Source organism: Peribacillus sp. FSL M8-0224 (assembly GCF_038003055.1).
Lineage (GTDB): Bacteria > Bacillota > Bacilli > Bacillales > DSM-1321 > Peribacillus > Peribacillus frigoritolerans.
Genome location: NZ_JBBOOJ010000001.1, coordinates 5,609,835 through 5,633,369, shown reverse-complemented (window position 1 = coordinate 5,633,369; position 23,535 = coordinate 5,609,835). Strand labels below are relative to the sequence as shown.

At 31.7% G+C, this 23,535-nt stretch carries 18 protein-coding genes and 1 pseudogene; 6 read left to right on the top strand and 13 right to left on the bottom strand.

Features of this window, described 5'->3' with window-relative positions; genetic code table 11:
- The first annotated feature begins 241 nt into the window (after nucleotides 1–241).
- Complete coding sequence (locus MKX49_RS27525; RefSeq protein ID WP_340878362.1) at nucleotides 242–490, top strand: hypothetical protein; 249 nt, start codon at nucleotides 242–244, stop codon at nucleotides 488–490.
- Between the two features lie 318 nt (nucleotides 491–808).
- On the opposite strand, the gene MKX49_RS27520 is transcribed toward MKX49_RS27525, so the two are convergent.
- The 3 genes from MKX49_RS27520 to MKX49_RS27510 all read right to left on the bottom strand — a co-directional run bounded on the left by MKX49_RS27520 (nucleotide 809) and on the right by MKX49_RS27510 (nucleotide 2,175).
- Nucleotides 809–1,369, bottom strand: a complete 561-nt coding sequence (locus MKX49_RS27520; protein ID WP_340878361.1) for a hypothetical protein — start codon at nucleotides 1,367–1,369, stop codon at nucleotides 809–811.
- 138 nt (nucleotides 1,370–1,507) lie between these two features.
- The gene (locus tag MKX49_RS27515; RefSeq protein ID WP_230162310.1) at nucleotides 1,508–1,774 is read right to left on the bottom strand and encodes a hypothetical protein; all 267 of its coding nucleotides are present in this window, start codon (nucleotides 1,772–1,774) and stop codon (nucleotides 1,508–1,510) included.
- 56 nt (nucleotides 1,775–1,830) lie between these two features.
- Nucleotides 1,831–2,175, bottom strand: a complete 345-nt coding sequence (locus MKX49_RS27510; RefSeq protein ID WP_230162308.1) for a YolD-like family protein — start codon at nucleotides 2,173–2,175, stop codon at nucleotides 1,831–1,833.
- Nucleotides 2,176–2,838: 663 nt separating this feature from the next.
- Here MKX49_RS27510 and MKX49_RS27505 point away from each other — a divergent pair.
- Nucleotides 2,839–4,074 (top strand): IS110 family transposase, encoded by a 1,236-nt coding sequence (locus MKX49_RS27505; RefSeq protein WP_098866719.1) that lies wholly within the window; start codon nucleotides 2,839–2,841, stop codon nucleotides 4,072–4,074.
- A 245-nt stretch (nucleotides 4,075–4,319) separates the two neighbouring features.
- Here the strand turns inward: MKX49_RS27505 and MKX49_RS27500 are convergent, their stop codons facing one another.
- The 8 genes from MKX49_RS27500 to MKX49_RS27465 form a co-directional block, all read right to left on the bottom strand.
- Nucleotides 4,320–6,539, bottom strand: a complete 2,220-nt coding sequence (locus tag MKX49_RS27500) for an MMPL family transporter (RefSeq protein WP_340878360.1) — start codon at nucleotides 6,537–6,539, stop codon at nucleotides 4,320–4,322.
- Nucleotides 6,540–6,672: 133 nt separating this feature from the next.
- Complete coding sequence (locus MKX49_RS27495; protein WP_340878358.1) at nucleotides 6,673–7,317, bottom strand: response regulator transcription factor; 645 nt, start codon at nucleotides 7,315–7,317, stop codon at nucleotides 6,673–6,675.
- Complete coding sequence (locus tag MKX49_RS27490) at nucleotides 7,314–8,411, bottom strand: sensor histidine kinase (protein ID WP_340878357.1); 1,098 nt, start codon at nucleotides 8,409–8,411, stop codon at nucleotides 7,314–7,316. Before MKX49_RS27490 ends, MKX49_RS27495 begins: the two co-directional genes overlap by 4 nt.
- A 781-nt stretch (nucleotides 8,412–9,192) precedes the next feature.
- Entirely contained in the window at nucleotides 9,193–10,506 is a 1,314-nt protein-coding gene (locus MKX49_RS27485) for a hypothetical protein (protein ID WP_340878356.1), read from the bottom strand.
- A gap of 264 nt (nucleotides 10,507–10,770) precedes the next feature.
- Nucleotides 10,771–11,340: a recombinase family protein gene (locus tag MKX49_RS27480; RefSeq protein ID WP_230162292.1), complete on the bottom strand. Its 570-nt coding sequence runs from the start codon at nucleotides 11,338–11,340 to the stop codon at nucleotides 10,771–10,773.
- A gap of 208 nt (nucleotides 11,341–11,548) precedes the next feature.
- Nucleotides 11,549–12,142 carry a hypothetical protein gene (locus MKX49_RS27475; RefSeq protein ID WP_230162290.1) on the bottom strand — a complete coding sequence of 198 codons (594 nt, stop codon included), beginning with the start codon at nucleotides 12,140–12,142 and terminating at the stop codon, nucleotides 11,549–11,551.
- A gap of 418 nt (nucleotides 12,143–12,560) precedes the next feature.
- Complete coding sequence (locus MKX49_RS27470; RefSeq protein ID WP_230162286.1) at nucleotides 12,561–13,979, bottom strand: competence protein CoiA; 1,419 nt, start codon at nucleotides 13,977–13,979, stop codon at nucleotides 12,561–12,563.
- A gap of 207 nt (nucleotides 13,980–14,186) precedes the next feature.
- On the bottom strand, nucleotides 14,187–14,384 hold the full coding sequence (locus MKX49_RS27465) for an IDEAL domain-containing protein (protein ID WP_230159626.1): 198 nt from the start codon (nucleotides 14,382–14,384) through the stop codon (nucleotides 14,187–14,189).
- Between the two features lie 83 nt (nucleotides 14,385–14,467).
- On the opposite strand from MKX49_RS27465, the gene MKX49_RS28510 reads away from it, so the two are divergent.
- Together MKX49_RS28510 and MKX49_RS27460 are read left to right on the top strand one after the other, a co-directional pair.
- On the top strand, nucleotides 14,468–14,566 hold the full coding sequence (locus MKX49_RS28510; RefSeq protein ID WP_356715408.1) for a helix-turn-helix domain-containing protein: 99 nt from the start codon (nucleotides 14,468–14,470) through the stop codon (nucleotides 14,564–14,566).
- A gap of 342 nt (nucleotides 14,567–14,908) precedes the next feature.
- A complete protein-coding gene (locus MKX49_RS27460; protein WP_230162284.1) occupies nucleotides 14,909–15,580 on the top strand; it encodes a hypothetical protein in 672 nt (223 codons plus the stop codon).
- A gap of 150 nt (nucleotides 15,581–15,730) precedes the next feature.
- Here MKX49_RS27460 and MKX49_RS27455 read toward each other — a convergent pair whose 3' ends face one another.
- Nucleotides 15,731–17,266 carry a zinc-ribbon domain-containing protein gene (locus tag MKX49_RS27455; protein WP_340878353.1) on the bottom strand — a complete coding sequence of 512 codons (1,536 nt, stop codon included), beginning with the start codon at nucleotides 17,264–17,266 and terminating at the stop codon, nucleotides 15,731–15,733.
- Between the two features lie 306 nt (nucleotides 17,267–17,572).
- On the opposite strand from MKX49_RS27455, the pseudogene MKX49_RS28505 reads away from it, so the two are divergent.
- Nucleotides 17,573–18,141: pseudogene (locus MKX49_RS28505) on the top strand (peroxidase family protein).
- Nucleotides 18,142–18,181: 40 nt separating this feature from the next.
- Nucleotides 18,182–18,667 carry a peroxidase family protein gene (locus tag MKX49_RS27450; RefSeq protein WP_340878352.1) on the top strand — a complete coding sequence of 162 codons (486 nt, stop codon included), beginning with the start codon at nucleotides 18,182–18,184 and terminating at the stop codon, nucleotides 18,665–18,667.
- Nucleotides 18,668–19,451: 784 nt separating this feature from the next.
- On the opposite strand, the gene MKX49_RS27445 is transcribed toward MKX49_RS27450, so the two are convergent.
- On the bottom strand, nucleotides 19,452–23,039 hold the full coding sequence (locus MKX49_RS27445; protein WP_340878351.1) for an SIR2 family protein: 3,588 nt from the start codon (nucleotides 23,037–23,039) through the stop codon (nucleotides 19,452–19,454).
- Nucleotides 23,040–23,535: the final 496 nt, after the last annotated feature.

Genomic DNA, 23,535 nt, shown 5'->3' with positions numbered 1-23,535 from the left:
GCATTTAGTGATATCACTAAATACTTGCTTTTTTAATAATAATGTAAGACCCATGTCAGCCCACCTATATTATTCATGAGCCCCACGTCAGCCCACCTGAAAGAGATTAACGATATCATATAAAACACTAGGCTTTGCCTAGGATATCACCCTTGGTGATATCAGTTTTTCCTTATGCTCTTTCTCACTCAATAGCCTTAAAATTCGAATTTTGTATTCTACTCAAAAGGAGAGTTGACCAATGGATATTTTTTTAAGAAACATAGACCCAATTGCAGTAAAAAAATTTGATGAAATGGCAAAGAAAAAATCTATTTCGAGACAAGAACTTTTAAAAGCTGTCATTGAAAAATCAGCATATGAAAAGGAACAAAATGAAAAAGACATACGAAATGAAATGATTATTTCAAAAAACATTATAGTCATGGAAAAAATGACAGAAGCTGTTGAAAGGCTTGAGAATTTAATGTACGAACTCATGGAGGAATAAACAAACCATTTGATATATTTTCTTGAAGAATTTTTGTTAAATTCAAAATGGAAAAGAGCAAATAAATTCAAGGAATAATAAATAGAATATTGAAATTCGTAATTAAAAAGGAAGGATTTTCCCTCCTCCTTTTTTCTTCTAAGTGCTAATCGATATTAAAATGTAATCTTTTAAAAAATAACGTCTTCTTTTTAGTTTTATTTTCTACTCCATTTTCATCATAAATCATAAGAGACGTTTTCCAAGTATTCCAGTCTTCGGTTGCAGGGATTAAAAACATGCACAGATAATTTTGGTCTTTTATTACCCCCCCCCTAATTAATAAAAATCTTGTATTTTATATTTCTTTTCCACGTTTCTCAGGTATTGAGTAGTATTCTTGTTAAATTCTTTTATCAATTTGTTACAATACTCCAAATCATCAATAAGAGGTTTAAATTTTTTAAGATTGCTAGGTTCCTCCATGAGTACATCATATCCAACAATGACCGAGTTGATGGCACTTGTGATTGTGAAGTACCTGCTTGTAAAGTCATAAGGGATATTTGCTCTCTCTTTTTCTAAAAATGAATGACTTTTTTCGAAAAAACCTTTGCTATCTGTAAGAAGGTTTAAAAGTTCTTCGCCTATTTCTTCGTATGCGAGCACGCTTCTTAAAACCTCCACTGTCATATCTTCCGCCTCAGATAGTTGAATCAATCGATCATTAATAACTTTCATTGTACCGTAGCAACGAAAATTAAATTCCTTGTTTTTTTGCCAGTTGTTGTAAATCAATATTCCTACTGCTACCGAACCTGATATAAATGAACCGATTAATGAACCATAAAAACTGGGTGGTAACCCTGTACTTTGAACTGCTGCTCCTATTAAGAACATATCTTCCCCCGAAAATTAGCTTTTTTTCTTTATTATCGCATGTAAAAAAAACAATGGAAATGAATACAAACAAATAAAAAAGCCCTCTTAATTCTTTGGTTTAAGAGTTGTCCAGTCCAAAATATTAGTTGATTAATTTTAAAAAGGTAAATCATCTTTTATTATAGGGCGTACCTTTCTTACTAAATCCGTAATGGCATTTTCTCCGTTGTAAACAACACTAACAATTTGAAAGTCGCCTGGATAGCGAACAGAGCTTTTTATCTTTTGTATCCACTCATAAGCTGATACAGCAGCAGTCCATTCCGGTTCTTTTTTAAAGTCAGTTGTTATTACTGAACAACTACCAGACTGTAAGAACTTAGCACCGTTCGCAAACAATTGAACCTCAATCTGAATTTCCATTTGTATACTCCTAGATCTCTGTGGCTTTTCCTTCCTGAATTTAAAATGGACTTTTTTTAATCCTCAACGATCACACTAATAATTTCATTAAATTTAATTTTCTCGAAGGAACTATCTTTCTTCTGAATACTTAACTCTTTCGTGACAGGATCAATATACACACAGTATCCATGCAGTTCAATTGGATTTCCCTCGTTATGCAATCTAAAGCTTATCGGTAAATGATATTCCATTGCATAATGAATGTTGTTTTCAAACTCTTCAACCTGGTATTCATCAAGGATAGGTTTTTTATTTAAGAAATAATCGTCCTTATCCTTTTTTTTATTTAATGCTTTATGTTCTGGTAACATCAATGCTGCTTGCCATTTAATGATTCCTCTATCACGAATTGTACCCATTAGAAAGATACCTCCTTTTCATTTATTATATACGAACTAGTGTTCTTATGGGAGGTAGAAAAAAATGGCTATTCCACCCTAGAGTATTTAATGATTACATAACACAATTGTACAATTACACAAATTCGAAATGTAATGTACGAAGACACAAAGATAAGTACATTGGGGACATGAATTTGAGTACATAGAGTTATTAATCCACTCAAAACCGCACCAATTCAATCACTAAACTGTTTTGAGATACAAAATCGAGTACATTATAAACAATACAGTCATAAAAATTTATCTGTAAACACAAAGGGGAAGGCAATATCTACTCCCTCCCCTTTTTCGAACAACATATATTTTTAATCTTCTTGATTACTTTATAAAAAGATTGATTATTTTTGTGATCCTTAATGAACTAACGCACCTGTTCGTATTATAAGGTCATCCAGAAAATATTTCTGGTTGACCATTTTTTATATCGATATATGATAACCGTAGCCGGGGTAGAACGTCCGCACCCGTGGGATTTGATCCCGTCAACTAAACAGTTCGCCCCCTACTTGTAGAAACATGATTGAGGCTGGTTGGGACTATGATCTCGTATAACAAGCGAAGCTATGATACTACAAGAAGGAAATGGGGTACCGGTGACTTTATATGAGGAGGAGATAATTTATGAATCCAGTTGTTGGTCTGGATGTGGCAAAAGGGGAAAGTCAGGTTCAAGCTTTCTTGGATAAGAAGCAGCCTTACAAAAAAAGCTTTAAAGTAGCACATACTCTTGAAGGGTTAGCTAGTCTTCTAGACTTTATTAGAGAAGTAGAAAATGTATCCGGGGGACGGCCCCCCATTGTATTAGAATCCACTGGACATTATCATACACCAGTTGTCCAGTTTTTCGAGGATATAGGGTACTTATTGATTATCGTAAATCCACTCATATCGTATCGAGCTAAGAGTTCTAGTTTACGTAAGGTAAAGACAGATGTTATTGACGCTCGTCATCTCTGCGAGCTGTATTATAAAGAGGACTTAGAGCCGTATAAACAGCGAGGAATCCAACTCTTAAACTTACGTAACCTTACAAGACAACACGAAAATATTACAGGCCTGTTTGTACAAACTAAATTACAATTTCAAGCAATTCTGGATCAAATGTTTCCTGAATACCGTGGGGTTTTTGGTGACTTACATTCATATGTTTCTTTACTAACCTTACAAACATTTCCTACATCACAAAAAATCCTGGATACTGGTGAAGAGACAGTCGCCAAAAAAATAAAGGAATTATGTAAAAGTCGTTCGCAAAAATGGGCAGACAGTCAGGCAGAAAAATTGATGGCCGCCGCAGCTCAAAATCCATTTCAGAAAAACTTATATCATAGTCTGACCTTAAGCCTGGATATGTATATTACTATGCTTCTTGAATACAAAAAGCATCTATCCAAGCTTGAAGATGAGATAGATGCTTTAGCAAAAGGTATTGAAGAGTGTAAGATTATCCAATCGATCCCTGGTATCGGTGAAAAAATCGCTGCCACGATAATTTCTGAAATTGGGGAAATTGATCGGTTTAATCACCCTAAGAAACTGGTTGCATTTGCAGGAATCGACCCAAGTGTTTTTGAATCTGGTACATTCAAAGGTACTTTAAATCGGATTACCAAAAGAGGTTCTAGTAGGCTACGGCACGCCTTGTATATGGCTGTAAAATGTGCCATTCGTGATTGTCGCAAAAAGAAAACGACAGATGAAATTATTCCTCGTAACAAGAGATTACGAGAGTTTTATGATAAGAAACGTGAGGAAGGAAAGCCCTTTAAAGTAGCTGTGATAGCATGTGCCAATAAATTCTTACATTGGATTTATGCACTTTTAAAAAGCAAATCAACTTTCCAAGATCTAGCCTAGTTTCAAAGTATAACTAAACAGTCCAAAACTTTCCAAACAGAGAACCTTGGAAGGTTATTTGGCATACGCAAATTTAGTATAACATGAAACATTTTAAGTGTTTATTGAAAAATGTTGACAAACTATTGGCTGGTTTAGTTTAAGTGAATATATTTACAAATGTTAACCAGACAATGTGCTTGAATTTTTAGTCCCTAATATATCGATCGAAGTTATTTTCTCTAATTATGTTCTAGAGTTAATAATTAATTGTCTTCCACCAATTTAGGTTTTTTATAATGTTTTTTCTCTCTTTGCATATCTTTTATGACTGATTCTCCTTCAATATCTATATTGGGTAAGATTTTATCCAACCACTTTGGCAAATACCAAGCTGAATTCCCTAATAATGTCATAACGGCAGGAACTATAGCCATTCTCACAATAAAAGCGTCAAAGAGAACACCAAATGTAAGGGCTAACCCCATTGACTTTAAGATTGGATCTGGAGCCAGCATAAATCCAGCAAATACAGCCATCATTATTAGACCCGCAGCCGTAACTACTTTACCACTTTCTTTTATACCTACCAATATCGCTTTGCGAGCATCCCCAGTATGTGTAAACTCTTCACGTATTCTACTTACTAAGAAAACTTCATAATCCATTGCTAGTCCAAACAGTATTCCTACAACAATAACCGGTAAAAAATTCAAGACAGGACTTGCTGTAGGGAATCCAAATAAATTGATTAGGTTTCCATCTTGAATAACGAATACAACAAAGCCTAATGTGGCACCTAGAGAAAGGATAAACCCTAATACAGCCTTTAGAGGTACAAGGAGCGATCTGAACACAAGAACTAAAAGTATATACGCAAATCCTACAATTATTAAGGAAAATTTCAGAACTGCATCGTTTAATTTTTGCGAAATGTCTATGTTAACCGCTGTTGAACCTGTTACTAACAATTCTATATGATTTTCTTTTTTCATTTCTTTTGATTTATCTCTAATTTTTTGAACTAAGTTCTTTGTCTTAGAATCGTTAGGTCCGGTTTTTGGGGTGATGGAAATCATGTATACTTTACCAGACGGACTTGAGATTGCTGGACCCACACTTTTAACATTGGATATATGACTTATCTCCTCTGTTGCCTCAATTATGGCTTTTTCATGATCCTTCGATTGCTTATCCACTTTAGCTACGACTACCAACGATGCATGATATCCTGGGCCGTAAGCTTCAGTCAGCAAATCATAGGCTCTTCTTTCGGTTGTTTCATCTGATTTTGTACTGTTGTCAGGCAATCCAAGTTCCATATGAAAAAAAGGAATACTTATAATTGAAAGCAAAACCACTCCAAATATAGTAACCAATATAGGACGTTTTGTAACAAACTCTCCCCACTTGTTAGATCCTTTTTGTTTTTTATCGCTTGATGATATTCTACTTAAAAATTGGTTTTTTCGAGAAGAACTAATTTTTGGTCCAATAATGCCTAATATAGCTGGTACTAAGATTATTGCGATAAGAATTGCAATTAATACACAGACCGCGGCTGAAACACCCATCATTGTTAAAAATGGAATGCCTGCAACGGATAACCCTAAAAGCCCTATAATGACAGTTATACCCGCAAATACAACAGCACTACCTGCGGTTGCAGTGGCTAGTGCAATCGATTCTTGAATAGAATGATTTTTTTCTACTTCCTGCCTAAATCTTACAATAATGAATAAAGCGTAATCGATTCCTACTGCAAGTCCTAGCATCGCTGCTAAAGAAAGCGATACAGAAGTAATATCAAAAAAGCTTGTTCCAAAAATTATAGTCATTAATCCAATACCGATTCCTATTGCAGCTGTCATTATTGGCATTCCAGCAGCTAAGAACGAGGTAAGTGTAAGAGCCAATACCAAAAAGGCTATAATTACACCAATTACTTCTGTAACTCCACCAATTTCCATTTCTGAAAAAGCAACATTCCCAGCTAGTTCTGTCTGGAGATCTGCTTCACGTGTTTTTTCTATTTGTTCCAATATTTTCTCTTTCGAAGCTTCTGTGACTTTATCTGCAGCTACTTTGTACGTTACTGTAGCATATCCTATTTTTTTATTCTCACTTAAATTACCTAACTCATTTGGAGTTACTGTAGTTGCCACAGCATCGTCCTTCTTTATTTCATTTAGAGTTTCAGTAATTATCAGGTTTATTTTATCAGACTCTAATGTTTCATTTTTTGGAGCCTTAAATACCAATTGTACCTGTCCTCCTGCGGTATTTTCAGATGATTGAAATTCTTTATCAAGCAGTTCTCCAGCGTTAGCAGATTGTGTATTAGGTATAGACATATCTTCACTAAAAGATGGCCCCATTCTTAAAGCTATGATAGCTATCACTAAAAGAAATCCTATTGTACCACCTAATACTTTTTTTCTATTTTCTGCTGCCCAGTTGCCTAATTTATAAAGAAACTTTGCCATTTTTTTATCTCCTTCCGATTCTTAATAGAGCTTTTGTAAAGCAACTCACTAGATACAAACTTTATTTTAGACGAAAAAAGATAAAAAAAAATCGTACGGATGGGCAAGCTCCAATGTACGAAAGGGCATAATTCTATATATTGATTAATCCTTGATTTAAAGCAACAGTTACTGCTTCCATTCTATTAGATACATTAAGCTTATTAAAAATATTAGTTAAATGGGCCTTAACTGTTCTTTCTGCAATCCCCAAATCAAAAGCTATATCTTTATTTCGAAATCCTTTGGCTGCTGCTTGTAATATAAATAGCTCCTTTTCTGTTAAATTTGTTTTATAGGGAGTAACTTCAAGTTCTTTATTTTCTTTTTTGTTTATTATTTTCATCATAATCTCTGGTTGTATTAACGTTTCGCCTCTGATTGCTGAATCTATAGTGCGAAATAAGACTTCCCTGCTAGTATCCTTTAATAAGTATCCTTTTGCACCTAGCTCTATTCCTTTTAACATCAATTCATCTTCATTATAAGTAGTCAAGATAATGATAGGAATGGAAATTTTCTGATCATTAATCGCCTTAATTGTATCTAAACCACTCATAATTGGCATATTCAAATCCATCAAAATAACATCTGGACGTTGATTTTCAATAATCTGAAGAGCAATTTGACCATTTTCGGCTTCACCTAGAACATGGTATAAATCGTTTGTTTCTAAAATTAATTTCAATCCTTCCCTAACCACCATATGATCATCCACAATCAACACATTATATTTCATGAATATCCCTTTCCATTTAAAGGTACTTTCACATAAATGTTTGTACCCTCGTCATGATTACTCTGAATATTTATATGACCTCCAATTAGGCGAACACGTTCATGTAAGCCAAGTAAGCCATATTTACCAGGTTGTTTACCTATTAATTTATCCGAAAATCCTATTCCGTTATCTTCCATTGCTATATACAATAATTTATTTCCCTCATTTAGTGTAATTTTTGCTTTTGTAGCTTTTGAATGCTTAGCTATATTAGTTAAACCTTCACTTATGATATAAAGACTATGTTCGCGTATTAAATTATTTAATTTATAAATAGCCTGAATGTCATATTCTACTGGAATGGAAGTTGCTTCTGAAAATTTATTTATCTCATCAATTACTGCTTCTCTAAAATCTTTTTCGCCTAAAGATTTTAATCTTAAATTGTCAATAGCTACCCTTGAATCACGCAATGTCTTACGGGCATGTTCCATAGACATAAGAATGATTTCTTGAGATCGCACAGCATTCCCTTTATGTAAATGTGACTCCACCGCCTCTAGTTGCATAATTAAACCTGCTAAACCTTGTGCTAATGTATCATGTAAATCTCTTGCCATCCTCTGCCGTTCATTTGACAAAGTTAGCTCTTCTACTTTTTTGTGTGCGAATTCCAATTGATTCAAATAGTATTGCATACGAATTCTAGCATTAACCTGCCTATTGTAAATAATTGAGTAAAAACTCACAATTATCAGTATAAAAAAGAATATGGGGATAAACTTAGGCAATTCACTAAGATCATAATTAATGATAATAGCTATGCAATATAGAATATAGAAAAGAGAAAAAACAAAAACGACTTTAAATGTTTGATGAAATATAGTTATGCTTTGAGCTATCAAAATTGGGAGCAAACCTACTAATAGTACAATTGATCCTTTTGGTAATATGAAAGATGCAATAAAAATAAGCAAGCCTTGTATTATAAAATAATAAGTGTGCTTATTTTTAGTTAATGTATCTGAAAACCAATAAAGTAAAATATGAATGGCAATAATTATCGTAACTATAAAAAAAGGCATGAAAAGTGGCTTACTAATATATTGCAACACTATTGCACCTATATACACTAATGTTATCCATAATAGAATAGGGATCTTATTTACTATTAATGAATCCGATATTGTATAAGAAAAATGCTTTTGATCGCTAAAATTATTCAGTTTATTCACCACATTTATTATTATTGGTATAGCAATTCTCATGAGTTGAAATTTTTATACATATTTATTATTAATTGTAGAGGAAAACAAGTAAAAAGAAAATGTACAATGGGGCAACCGTATATGTACGATTGGGCAAAAACCCCTCACTTTTCTGTATTGCGAATAATATGTATAATTCTTGAATTACGGCACCTTACAAATTTCACCTAATTTACTACCTCAAAAAATGCCTTCCTCATTATATAGGGGGAAAATCCTTAAGGAACTAACCTGCCCCGTTAGTTGAAGAAGTAAAAATCCACACTAGAGTCAATTAATGTTTTTATAACACAATGTTACAATAACACAAATGTATAGTGTAAATTTTGAGTACACTTTAAATGGACAAACATAAAACCTTATAGTTAAACTGTTTTTCATGTAAATTTTAAGTTGTATAATAAATAAAAATGAGAATTTTAGTTCCATAAGAAAAAGAGCTGCCAAAGCAATGGCGATACGGCTGGACCCCTAAAAGTAAAAAAGCCCAGCCCATTACAGGCTAAGCAGGTTTACCGCAAGGTTAATCATAGCAGCACTAGTCCGACACCCTTACTTGAAATCTTGATTCGTAAAGACATCTTAATTTCCAGTTTCATTTGCTACCACCCTTTAGCCCCCCTATTCAGTCACGTAATCCAATTAATATTTTCGGAACACTTAAAGAATTTTTTTCACTGATTTCTATATGTAGCTCTAGCTGTTGTTGATTTTGTTTATAAAAATATGTTAATTCATCCCTTAGTTTGAAAGGAGGATTCGATGCTGTTAGCGCATTGTTTATAGCTGTTACAACAGTTTTATTCAAACCAAAATGATTTATATAATAAATGATTAATTCCTTGTTCCGATTTCCCCATTTAAAGTTGTATGCTATTTTTTCATTTTCAAAGGCTATCGTATTAAACCTAGTAAAAAATCCTTTTTCTATTAAAACTAATTTATCAAGGTCATTTATCCCGTCGTTCTCGTTCTCTTTAATTTGTAACCACCAAGCATCCTCATCAAAGAATTCTGTATCCAAGGTGTTAAACATATGATCGAATGCTTCACTCAGTTGCGACTTAGGAATTAGGTTATGTCTAAGCATTTCAATAAACGCTTTATAATCGTTAGATATTGAGAAATCCTTTTTCCATAACATTCTTATAAATGTTTCTTTATTATAGAAATATTGAACTATTTCAGGTTGACGTCTTATTACTTCCAAACAGAAAGAAAGTTCTTTCACCAAAAAGCCGACTATAATCTCACAGTAAGAATCCTGCAAACTAAATAATTGAAACCACATATTTGCAATGTTTCTATCAAATATCTTATAAACTGATTTCGATTGATGCTTTAATGAAAAGTCCTTAAGTTCAAGAAGAAAATCATTATAATCGATTTTTTCAATTGTAAATGGAATCTGCCTAATGATTGGTTCAACAGGTGTTCCAATAGGTGTACGGGCAGGATCAAAGTGATTCCCAATCTCTTGTAAAATAAATTTCATTCCACCATTAACAACAAACTTAGCTAAGTTAGACTGAATAAATAGCCAGAATCCTTCAACATGAGGATAACTAATTGTATTCCCTTTAGCATGTGCACAGTCATTCCTTCGATTTTTCCAGAACAAATATTGTTCTCTCAAATCCTCGGTTAAATTAAAGATGGGTTTCTTTTTACTTTGTATAGCTTCGATTATTAATTTGTCCCATTTGTCATCATTCAAGAGTTCTTTCTTTAATTGATTCCATTCTCCTTCGGGATAATCTTTTGCAGGTTTGGAATTAATGACTCTGTGCTTTATGATAGTTTGAAAACCAAGGAAAGAAAACAAGAGTGCAGCCCGATATGCAGAGGCTTTATAACAAATAATACTTTCCTTAAATAAATCATTTGCCTCAATATCTATTTCCTGCTCATCCAGCCATTCTTCAAATCTAATTCGCATAAGCTCCCCCCAACAATTTTAATTTATATTTGATATTAATCTAAATACTCAATAAAGGAACTATTCCATTTTGAATATGAATCTTAATATTATCAAGCCTTTTATCTATTCGAATAATTACTTAAACACTACTACCCTTTTCTCATGTAAAGGTAGCTGAGTTTTTAGTTGGATGTGCAAAATAACACTTAAAATAAAATAAGTGCAAATTATCGGGTAAATGACAGTACACTGCCCCTACAAGCAGCAAAAAAAGACGATTAGCTATTGCTTAGTCATCTCTTTAACTTTAGCGTAAATAGTGGAACGTGGGACACCCGTCATTTTGGCTATATCATTAACACTTAAACCATTAGATTCTCTTTCATCATACAGCTTTAAAGCCTTCTTAACGTCCTTCTCGTCCTTCCCTTTACGTCCCATATGAGTTCCTTTAGCTTTTGCCCTTTCACGTCCCTCAGTGGTTCTATCTTTGATTAAATCACGTTCAAACTCAGCAATAGCCCCCAGCATAGTAAACATTAGCTTTCCTGATGGTGTACTAAAATCAATCTGTTCTTTGATGAATACTAAAGCTATTCCACGTTCTTCTAAATCCTTAGCAATCTTTTGTAAATCAAATGTACTCCTAGCTAGTCTGTCTATTTTGTAAACAACCAGCTTGTCACCTTCCCTTAAATAGTCCAACGCCTTAATCAGTTCCTCACGATCACTTTTAGCACCACTTTGTTTCTCCATGAATATCTTCTCACAGCCATATTCCCTTAACTTCTCTTCCTGTAAATCTAATGATTGATCAATGGTGCTTACACGTCCGTATCCTATAATAGCCATTATGTATAACCTCTTTTCATTTGTCTAAAAGTTTATTAACTTCTGTAATTTTATTCTAGACTAACTTCCGGACATTTTGAAGGGTTATTTTTAGGGCGAATTGAAGGGTTTTTTCAAGTCTCTAGAACTTGTAACTTTTAGACACTAAAGAAAAGGTAAATAGACAAAAAAAAGACCGCTGTTAAACGGTCGCACTTCATAAAGCAACTTACTTAATTTCTTTATCGACAATATTCAGAAATTCAACAAAGTCATCTAAAAAAATGTTTCGATCGTACAATTCATATTTAAATTCAGGATTAGCATCATTAATCTTTTCATCAATGTCCTTAATATCTTCTTTAATCTTTTCAATCTGTTCTATATAGAAATTCGGGTCATCCTTTTGGTGGTCTTTAATTGCATTAAATTTAAGTTCATCATTGTGCAAATATCCTTGGAAATGCGAGGATTCATTTGAATCTCGCTCAATAATTGAAATCGTTTGATAATATTCACTTTCAGGAATTTTAAAATGTAAGGTTTTATCCTGACTAGCTTCCAAAGAAGCAAAGAAGCGACCTGAATTGATTTTATTAACTATGAGCGTTAAAGAATCGCCGTTCATTTCTTCTGTTATTGAGCAACCTTTTGTTTCAAAGTATTCTTTAAAATCATTTAATGCTTTTTGACAAGCTTCATCTTTCTTTGATACGTATTCGGTTGAAGATTCATATCGGTCATATTTGGTACGAAACTCAATACATAAATTTTTAAGATCATCTTTCAAAGACTGTACACTAAGAATATTATCAAATCCCATTTTAAAATCCCCTTAATTTTATTTATACCAACTAATAAAAATTCTATAAAAACAAAGAAACACCTTTTTCTAATAAAAAAAAGACCGCTGTTAAACGGTCGCACTTCAATCTGGCTAAAACCAATGATTCCATATTTTGCTTACACGGTCTGATAATGGCTGAATCGCTGATGCTACCACTCTTAAAATTGCGATAATAAACAATCCAACAATTCCCACACCACCGCAGGATAAGAAAATATAAAATGCTACTTCCCACCAAGACATAAAATCCCCTTTCGCACGTTTCAATACATTATAACTTTTATACACGTACCTTTTACGAACGTCCTGAACTATTTACCGAAACCGGTGTAACAAGAATGACTATCTATAACATTAAGAAAAGAAGTAAGAGCATGTATTAAACATGCTCTTCTTAATAAAAAGGGTTATATTTTATAATCCTTTCATCAATTTGATGTAAATATTCGTCAATTTCTTTGGTTGTTTTACAGTGGCGATAAACAAGTGCATAGTCAATGGCATTAGGGTTCTTGTTATATGGTACTAAAAACCATTTTATTTTTTTTAAGGCAATGTTAGTCAATTCGGTATGACGAGAAGCAAGTTTTTCAAAAACGTCTTTATATGTGTTATATGCATACTCAACTAACGAAATTTTATCTTGGGTTTTCATTGTTAAATACTCTTCTAAAGAATTAGTTGCTTGAGCAACTAGGAAGGAGATTTTATACATATCCCATGAATGATTAAGATCAACAATTATTTTATGTTTTAATTGCTGGCTTTTTTTCAATGCGTTAAACGTATGAATATTTAGTATTAGCTTATCAATAAGACCTTTATATTTTTCAAAGAAATCTTTATCTGATAAATCCCTAATATCTTCAGCTATGTCTCTCTCATTATCTTGAATAAATCTGCGAGCAATATGCGCTTCACCATCTTGATAAATAGTGTTGGCAAAACCTTTCTTTTCAGGAATTCGTAATTGTAATTCCTCTTCTAGTAGCACTTCGTGTTCACGCTTTAGTTTCTTAATAATCCATATAAGCCTATCATTCATTTTGTCCTCAATCTCATCAAACAGCATCACACTATATTTAAATTCATCGTTCATTCTAAATCTAATCTTGTTTATAGGAGCAGCATGTTCTTTAGGACGATGATAAGTATAATTTGTTGTTACCCTTTTTCGATTAAAGACATTATTTTCTGTTACTGTTTCAAAATTAAAATCGATTGTTAGCTCTTCTTTTTCTATATCCAAGAAGTAACAAAGCCCAACCTCACCATAAAGCTTTTTCTCTAATTCGTTTCTTTTTCTTGCGTCTGTATGATCCTTGGCTCTAGAAAATTTAAGATACGTAGTTTTATCTAAAATCCAAAATGCTTGTATTCCAGCAGTGTTATAAAGGTTATGCCTACTTTCCCAATCAGTAAGACTAAGTTGACTATGCTGAAATTCAATAGCCCACCTTAATCCTTTAAAATTCCCATGAGTGTGCTTTATAAATACATCTGCAATTTGTTTGGTTTCTGGAATATATACTTCATATTCTATTTCAGCTCTTGGAAATCGACTCTTAAGTAATTTATATAGAATTTCTTTTCCTTTTACATGGGAGTCAGTTTCTGGCTCATGATAATCTGTAACACATTCTGAATTATGATGTGCGAAATGAGGTCTTTTTACCTTTCCTGGCTTATAAATAACAGTGCTTTTGCAATTCGGGCAAAGCAACGCCTTTTTAGTAGAGAGTATTTTAGTAGTATCAACGTTACAATTTGATGCTATTAAGGTATCCTCATTAGATGTAATGCATCTTAACAAATTAATCACCTTTCTTTTAGAAATATTTGTTATTTAATTTTAAACTATAAGATAAAAAATAAGTCGAGAATTTAAAATTTAAAATCAGGTGTAACTAGAATGACTATAATAATTAAATAAACGCCAATCCCTTATAGATATAAGATTGGCGTTTTGGCGTACTTCTTAAAGTTACAAATATGTTAAGTTCATTTTATAAACAACATTTTAAGAAATGTTTTTCAATTCCTCTGTTAATCGTAGGAATTCTACTTTGTTTTTATCCTGTAATGACTGGTCAATCTCTTTTCGGATTTGCTCTTTTCGGAAATTAAGAAGGGCTTTGTTTATCACCATTTCAGCAAATTCAGAATCCTTGACGTTTATTTCAGGTTGTGGTGGTGTATTAGCCAAATTCTTTTCCATAGGAAACCAACTCCTTGACCTTTTTTCTATTATAACAAAAGTTTTCAGACTATTAAAATAATTAGCCAAGTAATTCCAATGAAATAATCCGTTTGCTCAATGAAAATGAATCAGTGAAAAACATAATTAAAAAAACAGGTGTAACAAGAATGACTATCTATAATATAAGAAAGAAAATATGAATTTTGTGTAATTGTACTATTGTGTAATTGTGTTAGAGTTACAAAGTACATATAAAAGCAGCCTACATCCTTATTATTATCAAGACCTAAATTAAAAAAGATTTATAAATTAAAGGTCATAACATATTATATATGCCTAATATGTTATGACCTTTGTTATGCAACTAACGCACCCATTACTTTAGGTATCTATATTTTCAAAAAATATTTTATTAAAAAAGGATACACTCCAAATCTGATTTTATATGTAGTTACCAATTTCATTTAGTAAATTTATAACTTATGACATATTTTGTTGTATACGAAAAAAAAGTAGTATTATTTAGACATGGGGGGTTTTCAATGAAGGAAAAATTCAAAAACATATTTTTAAAATCCGGCAAAGTGATGAATGGGTTACTGAGCTCAAAAGCGGTAAATATATGGGCTATAATGTTTATTTTATTAATATGCATCTTATACTTTTTTAATAGAGTTAGTGATGTGCTAAATACCATAATTTTAGGATTATTAATGATTACAATGTTTTATCCATTTGTTGTTTATAATCTAAGGGCTTATTTGAGTGAGCGACCAAAATTTATTCTAAAATTTATTCGTCAAGAAACAGAAAACCCTGCACAACTATTTGATATATTTAGTCATAGGTCTTTTCTATATGGAATAATAATTTATTCATTTTTTTTCTCGCTTTATATTGGAATGATTATTTATGCAATTGGTATTATATTTAATTATAATTTTGATTTAAGTTGGTGGTGTTATAATTTATTCTTCTTAACGTCCGCCTTATTTTCAATAGTTTATTTCATGTATCATATTTCAGTAAAGGATATTTCGACAAAAAAAATTAAAGTAAGAATAAGATTTTATTTAGCAATTATTGCTACCATAACAGCGAGCTTATTTGGATTATCTTTAAAAGAAATATTATTTCCTCTAATTACTTATCTAGGAATTGCATTAGCATGGTTATCCTTTTTTGTAGAGAAAATAGAGAGTGAACAAGAATAATTAAGGGTCGAGTAGTAGCAATAATTGGGGCAAGTAAAGTACATCATGTTACAAACACTTTTAAAATTTGCAATTGGAATTGGTCAAAGGAATTATTAGAGGAGTAAACACTTTCGGTGTCAACTAATATAAAAAAGGATACAGGTTTGCTCAACTGTATCCTTTCCTTCTTCTACAAACCTGATCGTTAGCACAAGAAGCGATTGTTAGCTTATATTTAAGATTGTTCTCATAACAATTCGGACATCCACTACGATTACAATTTCTATTGTATATTCGTGCCTCCCATTCGTGACTGCACTTTTTACATAACCACCAAACTTTAGAATGAGAGTTTGCAAAGAAAGCTTGCGGACCTTTTTCATTTTTAGTTGGGTGCCACTCCTTAACTAGTTCTGAATTTACAGCAGCTAAATTATTATCCGAATGCAACCTTCTATTCCCACAGTCAGGACAGTTGTTGCCTCCTTGTGTTCTACTTGCAATTGTAGCAGACCATTGATGCCCATGAATACAAATCCAATTTACTTTTTCATGGCTTGCAACTTTAAAATTTTCTGGTTTTAAATCCCCATTCTTATGGTAATCCCATTCTTTTAAAAGTATGGGTCTAACATTGGCTAATGAATTTTCATATTCCCAACGATCCATTAAATCTAAAATCGACACATTATCTCTTTTAATATTTATATCAGGACTTTGTTGAACATGATCAGTAAATATCTTTTCAAGACACGTTTGAAATGATTTCATTGAATGATTTTTAAGATCATAAAAAAATGTATTTGGATTTGGTGATTTATATGTAGGGCATTCCGGTTCTCGAATTCTAATGAGCTTTGTATATGGCATTTTTTCTAACAACGCAATGTCTTTTTTTATATCACGCTTATAATCCTTATGATATAGACCTCCGTCATACTCTATAACTAAATTAATCGAAGAAATGTAAATATCCAAAACCATACGTGTGCCTAAAAGTGATGTTTCCATTTCAACATCATCAAAATGCTTTTTAAAATAATAAAAGAGTGCATATGATTGTTTGGACACTTTCTTCGTTGTATTACACCTTGGACACCCTGTTCCACCACTTGTCCGATGTTTTGGAGTTGTTTTCCACTCATGTCCCTTCTTACATCTCCATAAAACCTTGTAAGATGAGCCAGGTGAGACATCTTTTGCAGTCTTACTTTTATAATCAATACATTCAACCCATTCATATGCAATACGCGGATAGAGGTTAGCTAGACTGTTTGTTTCATTCACCCTTAAACCTCGACAGAATGGGCACCCACTACTCCCTCTTTTTCTAGTCATTTGTTTAATTGACATATCAAAGGAATGACCTTTTTCACAAATCCACCAAATTACAATTTTAGATCCAGCAAGTACCTTATCTGGAGTTAATGAACTATTTCTCTCTTTGTCCCACATGGCTACTAGATCTGGTCTTTTTCCTAATAATGAACGTTCAAAACACACTTCTGAACCTTTGCAATATGGGCATCCTGTTCCATTAGATCTAGATGCTAATTTAGCCTTATAACTATGTCCTTTTTTGCATTTCCACCATACATACTGTCTTCCTTTTGGAGGAACATCACTAGGCTTTAAATCACCGTTTAATTCATAGCCCCATTCATTGGCCAATTCTGGATATTCACTTGCTAGACTTTTCTTCATTTATACCACTCCAAAAAAATAAACCTTATTAATTTATTTATATCCCAAATTGAAAATAATTAGACAATTTTAGTGATGTTTTTACTTTTATTCTTTGTCAACAACTCTAGCCTTGAAAGGAAACTTGATCAAATTAATATTATTAACTTTGATAAATAAACAAAAAAAAGAGCCTGTTTTGAAAAAATGATTAATCAAAACAGGCTTTTAATGTATTCAATTGAATCATTCATTTATAAAAAAAAACTTGATCAATTGGTGTTCCTTTCTCAACTGATACACCCAGTTTATTGAAGACGTCTACAAATAAATAATACTTCTTCTTATCTCGATGCTTCCGCTATTTATGGTATTGATTTTACCCGAGCTGGTGCCTTACGAGAGTTCAAGAATGGGGCAATGAAAGTTAGTGAGGGGAATCTATTGCCTCACAACACATTTGGCCTACCTAATCGAGTACCCGGACCGAATTTCTTCCTTGCAGGGGATGAGCGCGCCAATACAAGTTTTGGTTTGTGCGCATTGCACACACTTTCGTCCGCGAACATAATCGCCTGGCAAATGAAATGGTAAGCACTAACCCGAACCTTAGTGATGAGGAAATCTACCAACGAGTACGTAAGATAGTAGGTGCACAGATTCAAGTTATTACCTACAATGAATTCCTTCCTCCGTTATTAGGATCAAACTCTCCAAGTGGATCAGAGGCATATGACTCTAACGTAAATGCTACGATCACTGAAATCTTCTCTGTAGTGGGTTTTAGCTTTGGCCATAGCATGTTATCACCACATTTTGTCCTTTTATACGACAACGGAGATAGAAGTTTAATTCTCCAACGAAATTCGTTCTTTAATATAGATGTTATTAAGTGACGGTCTTAATCCTATTTTCCGAGGACCTGTATCGCAGGTTATGCAAGAAATAGATGAGAAAGTAATCGACGATATCCGTAACCAAACAATTCGATTTAATGTAAAAATTGACTTATTAGCGTACGATATTCAAAGTGCACGTGACTTTGGTATACCTGAGTATAACAAAACCAGACAAGATATCGGGTTGCCATCTTTTCATAGCTTTGCTGAAATTACATCAAACGTACAATTACAAAATGACCTCCAAAATATCTATGGAGATATCAATCATATTGACCCATTAATAGGTGAGCTGGCGGAAGATCACTTACCTGATTCTAGCCTTGGCCCATTGCTAACAGCAATAATTGTTGAACAGTTTAAGCGTCTACGGAAGGGTAACAGGTTCTGGTATGAGAATGACCCAGCATTCTCAGAAGAGGACATTACTCATTTAAAGAAAACTACGCTCGCCGAAATCATTCGTCGTAATACTGGGATTCGTGATATTCAAGACGATGTATTTTTCATAGTTTCTAAGTAAGATATGATACATTAACAAGAGTAGTTATACTTTGAATAAAAATATTTAGCCACATATTTGTTAAACTCCTTGAAACTCAAGGAGTTTATTTATACTATAGACCAATACTTTGTAAAAATTTAAAGAGATACGATTATTACATATATAATCAGGTCTACATGTCATGACTTTTTATTTATTCATAATGTAGTCATTTGTAATTGGGACTAATATCATTAAGCCAAATGTAGCGATAAACTTGCTCTTTTTCTTTTTACTGTAAGTTATTACTTTTATCTCCTACAAGATATCTCTGTATTTTTTCATTCTTTCATCCCTATCTACTGCCTGTTTTCCGATAGGTTTTCCATCTTTATAAATCAATTCTAACTTTAAAATCCTGTCCATGCTTGCGATGCATAATTTTGCTGCCATAAATCTCAAGAAAATGACAAACTGGACATGGAAGAAACCATGTCCAGTGTAATAATAGGTAATAAGCAACTACATTTAGAAAAAATCGGTCCCAATCTAGGATTAATCCTAGGTTTGTCGACGGTCTGAAATTGTGCCATAGCAAATCATGATTTTAATTGAAGTAGTGTCTAGTAAGTATTCTGTTAAAAAACATTTAAGACCCTCATGTTTTCAATCACGGATAATATGAGCAGAATATATGTCAAGGTCCATCCCATTTTTATCTGATAATAATAATAAAAATCATTAGCAGCACTTATATATTACGATTAAGAGAGCGTCCCTTCTCAATAAAAGTCAGCAAAGCCGAATAAAATAGTAAAACTTATTAAACTGGAATCTCTACTGATATAGGATTTGACCTCACTATTTCATTAATGTATTTATCTAATATTTTTTTATCTATTGCAGTGGATGCTTCATAAGACTCCTCGCTTAAGTTTTCAAGACTATTAAACTTTTTTAATAAAAATCTATATCCACATTCTTTTGATTGATTTCGTCCGTTGTTAAACCATATATTATAATCCTCATGTTTATTTTCTTTGAGGAATAATGAAAAATAATACATCGCTTCTATATAATAGTAGTTTATGTGCTTTAAGTCTTCTAATGCAGATTGGTATAGGAAATAAGCTTTATCAAAATTATTCTCTAAAAACGCTAACATTAAGTTTTTTAATCCTTTAGTATAAGGATTTACTGGTACAAGCTTAATTACAGTTTTTTTATTAATTGCACCCATTTTTGCTTTAATATAATTTAATTGCGTTAACTCTGTAAAAGCTTTGGTATACTGACCATCTATATATTGCTGTAATTCATCTACTCTTAAATTGCCCTCGCTATGCTTTATTTCACAGTAAAAAAATGAACTTTTTTCCGTATTTAAGTACTCCTCATACTCATCTATTAATCCTAGTTTAAACAAGTTCATCTTGAGGGTGAATTTATTTAAAGGATAACTATTTTCAATTGCCAACTCTAAGACTTTTAATTCTTGCTTGTAAGAATAAATATCCAATGCATGGCTACATATTAAATTACTCGTTACTTTTTCGTTATAAGTGTTCCCTAGGTTATATAAATCAAAAGTGGCATTCAATGGAAGTATCTCACTCAGTTTTTTAAGAACTTTTTCAAAATCCCCGTCATAATATTTTGATTTTAAAATGATTATATCAATCAATAAAACACCATTTTCAATATCACTATATAGATCTTTAATATTTTCTAGAATAGAGGTTATTGGTGGTAATTCAAGTATTTGAATATTAGCACACACATCCTTTATATATTGAAGAGTTTCGTATTTATCGTTATCCAAATATTCCACAAATTTAATACACTCAATAAAATTGTTTATTTGTTTATCCATAACTTTAAGAAAAGTTGGAGAACTATTATTCTCATCTAAATATAAATCTTCAATAGTTTCTAATATAAAATGATTATATTCAAACGCCCTTTTATAATATAGTTTTTTTTCAGATTCGCTTCTATCATTAAATTTTCTATTTGCAAATCTTCCTACTATAGACTGTAATTTCATACTACCATTCGAAACCTGAATCAACGACTTATTTTCTAATGACCTGATTTCTTTATCTGTAATTTTATTAACATCTCTCCTATAAGCTTCACTGTCGAAAAACGTTTTAAAATTCACCATATTTATACCATCTGGAAATAGTGCTAAAAGTTCAAAAACAAGCTGCTCTCTATGTTTTAATTTACTGTAAGAGTAATTAATAGAGTGAAATAGTGATTTCGACCTTTCAATGTTAATATCGACTTTTTCGTCAAAAATTTCCTCATAATTTATTTGTGTTGTTGCATCAAAAAAATCCTTTTCTAAATCTTTTTTAAGTGTGAGTAAATTTTTACCATAGGGAATATTACTAGTAACAATCTTTATTGCTAATGGATTATTGTTTAGTAAGTTTTCTAAAATGGACTCTCTTAATATTTTCCTGTCAGATTCTTTGATATAGGATTTATAATAATTTTTAAAAAGATTCTCCGCTTCATCGGTTGTTAAAGGTCTTAAATCGTAAAATTCTTCATACTCCACATCAAGTAGTTCCCTTGTTGTTATAACAATAGTACTATAATCGCAAATAATAGAAATTAAATTCTTAATAGAAGAAGTATCCTCCTTGTTGCTTAAGTATAATAAAGACTCAAAATTATCAAGAATTAGGAGTAAATCTCTTTTTATATTATTTTGCTGTAAATATTCTACAATATTTATTGTACTATCAAGTTCAAAGCATTGTGTCATTTTATATTCAAAGGTTTTAAGGTCATGAATATGCTCACAATCTATAAATACAATACCATCCTTATAATAATTCCTCTTAGCAAATTCAGTAGCCATTTTTTTAACAATAGTTGTTTTTCCTATTCCTCCGGAAGCTTTTATTGAAAAAACACGTCCCTCGCTATCCAAGCACTTACGGGTAATAGATTCTAAGTCACTTATTCTGCCAACAAAATTTATTAAGTTCTTTGGGTCAATACCTGATGAAAGAGGTGTTTGTTTTTGCTCAGTGACACATTTACCTCTAGAAATCTGAGGTAAAATTATATTGGTTTCATTTAATATAATTGTACTTTCTTCTATTAATATAGCCTTATTTTTTCTTAATAATTTGAATATTTGCGAATTAAAGTTCTTTCCATCATAAATGTTTATAACATAGGAATTTATTAAATCTCCTGATGTTTCGGTAAAGCCCCCATTATTAGAAAACAAAAACACCCCTTTAAGGTCTTCTTGATATAGTTCTTCTTCAAACCTTGTAAGCGAAATAAATTTAGATGTCATATATTCATCTTCAATTAAGATTTTGTTATTATACACTTCAGTGAAAATGAACAGATAATCAAAATCCTCAATACTATTAAGTTTGTTTACCGATAAAATTTCAATTGATATATGAAGATCATAATTTTTGAATGCTCTTATAATCTGATTTTTATCAAATATGACATCTTTATTTATAGGTTCTGCAACTAGCAGACAAATTCTAGGGATTCGACTGACAACCTTTTCTGTAATCAAATTGGTAATTTCTTCTGCGATATTTTCACTTTCTTGAGTTGGACATACTTGTTCTTGAGGTACTTTCAACTCCAATAAGGATTCTAAAAAATTATCTATTTCACTCCAGTTATCTAGCTTGATAGATTCGATACCCGAAATATTAGTATTTTGCTCAGTTGTAATTAAAAAATGATTACCCTTAAAACCACTATACAAACTATTTATATAATCAAATTGATATTTAACATAATCATCATTTAAACTAAAACCCAGAAATACAATAGTATTATCAGATATTAATTTTTTTAATTCTTCTACTGCCGCTGAATCCGAATTATACAAATTATCATATTCATCTCTGAATAATATACTCTTTGAAGGATCCTCAATACAGCCATGTAACTTAAAAATAAAGTTTTCATAACTAGGTAAATCTGAGACTCTGAACTGATTATCATAGGTGATTTTCTGTAAATCCTTATTAGCAGTTTCAATAATTTGATCATAATTAGTTGTTATAATTTTTTTTGAAATCTCTGTCATTTTTTTATACTTAGAAGGTTCAGTTATTAACTTCTGTTTATTTTCATTACTTAATTGGAAGTATTTATCTAACTTTCTTAATACTAAAGGTTTTAACCCCTTTTTATTAAGTTTATCCAAAATTTCTAATGTATCCATCATTCCAGAATCTAAATTAGCTTTTAATAAGTTACAATAATCGTAGTCAGCACTTAATTCTTCAAGAATGGAGCTAAGTAATTTATTCCAATCTGGAAAACCAAGGTCTTTGGAAAAACCAGAACCCACAAAAAATATTAGTTTGTTCTTTCTAAGTGCCTCTTTAATTTCTGTATGAATCTTCATTTCCCTCACCTATTTTTCAATTATTATATTATATTTAACATAACATATTATACCATCCTTTCACATTTTTTCTCTAAGTAATCTAGACTTTAGGCCCAAAATTGATTTTTACTTTTTAATAAATATTTAAACAATTTGAAACACAGAGTTGTTGTTTGATAATGAAACTACACTTATATTAAGAGTAATCAATATAGATGACGAAGAACGTAGGGCTCGACATTAATTAATGTTAAGTTTGAGCTAGAAGTTGATGAAAATTTCTTTGAAGTCAAACCACCAAAACGGGTAAAATCAATTGAAACAACTGAACCTTATAATACGATTGCACCTGTTGGTTTAAGAACTTGCTTATTTATTTGAATCTCTTCCATAAGCTTGTTTTTTGTTTATAGGTTTTAAAAGTTGTAGATTTGTAATAAAGTCTTATCATTTATAAAAAAGATTGATAATTTTTATTTAACTATAGGGGCAGATGAGTGGAAAACCCCTTTTA